Origin of the sequence: Anaerobium acetethylicum, assembly GCF_900096945.1 — a bacterium.
GTDB lineage: Bacteria > Bacillota > Clostridia > Lachnospirales > Lachnospiraceae > Anaerobium > Anaerobium acetethylicum.
Window position 1 is genome coordinate 1 of record NZ_FMKA01000098.1, and the last position, 1,475, is coordinate 1,475.

The 1,475-nt window shown below is 40.9% G+C and carries 2 protein-coding genes; both read right to left on the reverse strand.

Annotation, left to right across the window (positions count from 1 at the left end; genetic code table 11):
* A partial coding sequence (locus BJR36_RS19940; protein ID WP_139133601.1) for an RHS repeat domain-containing protein occupies nucleotides 1–411 on the reverse strand: 411 nt, incomplete at its 3' end.
* 4 nt (nucleotides 412–415) lie between these two features.
* Nucleotides 416–1,288 carry an RHS repeat protein gene (locus BJR36_RS19945; protein ID WP_091237178.1) on the reverse strand — a complete coding sequence of 291 codons (873 nt, stop codon included), beginning with the start codon at nucleotides 1,286–1,288 and terminating at the stop codon, nucleotides 416–418.
* Nucleotides 1,289–1,475: the final 187 nt, after the last annotated feature.

The window sequence follows — 1,475 nt, forward strand, 5'->3', positions numbered from 1 at the left end:
GCGAGTTGGTGAGGTTACAAAGAAACAGTCAGAATTATATAAGGCAATGGGTGTTACACCGCCGAACACGTTATAATTTCTTGGGTATTTAGGATACATGGAATCATAGAGATTTGAACTTCCATCGCCGCTATATTCCTCAACAAATGTACTGAGCTGATTTCCGTTATTGTCATATGAATAATATACATACTTTGACTTGTTTGTATAATTTATGTAATCATATTCCCATGTTGTGGTATTTGTCAACCAGTTCTGGCTGTTGTAGCAATAATTCGTTTCCTTGGAATAAAAGCTATCCATGCCACCATAAATAATCATTACATTTTCTTTCGTACGGTTGCCAGCTGCATCATACTCATAATATGTCGATTTTCCATCCGGTTCTGTTACCTGCGTCAGTCTGTTCAAGGCATCATAGGTGTACTCCGTGTAGCTGTATGCTCCGTTTTTGAGTTCCCCTCCTGGTCTTCATATTCCCTTTTTCATAATCATAATAGGTAACATCCATTTGTGTCCCATCAGGTTTTCTGTTTGTAAGGTAGCTGATCGTTCCATCTTTGTTATAGCTGTATTCCTGTGAATATCCTTTGCTGCTCGGTTCACGTAAAAGCTTATAATAAGTTATGCTTTTTTTGCTTCCATCCAGATAATAGGAATATATTGTAACATCATTGCCTGAAACCACTTTTTCAAGTCGCCCGGAACTGTCAAATGTCTTAACTGTTACATTTCCCTTAGGGTCTAAAGACTTTTCGATGACTTTACCCATTATGGAATCTTTAATGTCATAATCGAAAAGTATGGTTCCTATATTCGGCACTGTCTTTGTGAGTACCCTGCCTAATTCGTCATAGGTACGTATGGTCACGCCAGTGGAATCTTCCATGGTCAGAAGATTGCCTGCCTTGTCGTAGGTATAGGTGATACGGGATTGCTCAGCCGGTGTTGTACTTCCTGCCGGCGTTATGATTTCTGAAATCCTTCTTCCATGAATGTCGTAGGTATATGTGGCGGTTGCACCATTCCTGTCTGTTTTTGTTCTGAGCTTACCATCTGCATAATAGGTGCAGGAAGTGGTTCTTGCTGACTCAGGGGCAGTTCCGGGTTTGATTTCTTTAATGATAAGTCCTGCCACGTTATACTGATAACCTGTGGTATTTCTTTTTCCATCGGTCTGGGAAAGCTTGTTACCTGCAAGATCGTAAGTAAAGAAGGTCACATTACCGCATGCATCCACGACGCTTGTCATCCTGCCGAAGGTGTCATATACTTTTGTAAATAACACTCAGGTCGTTGTCACGCTCAGCGAGGGCGGGCGACCTATGTAAAAGAAAGGCGGTCATCGTGTAGACAACCGCCCTAAAGCATGGATTATATACTCAAACTTCGCACATAGATTTTGACTATGCACCTTGAAAATTCAATACCTGGCAGTTATTCAGTTATCAAAGCTCAGAGTTTATGCTGCTAGA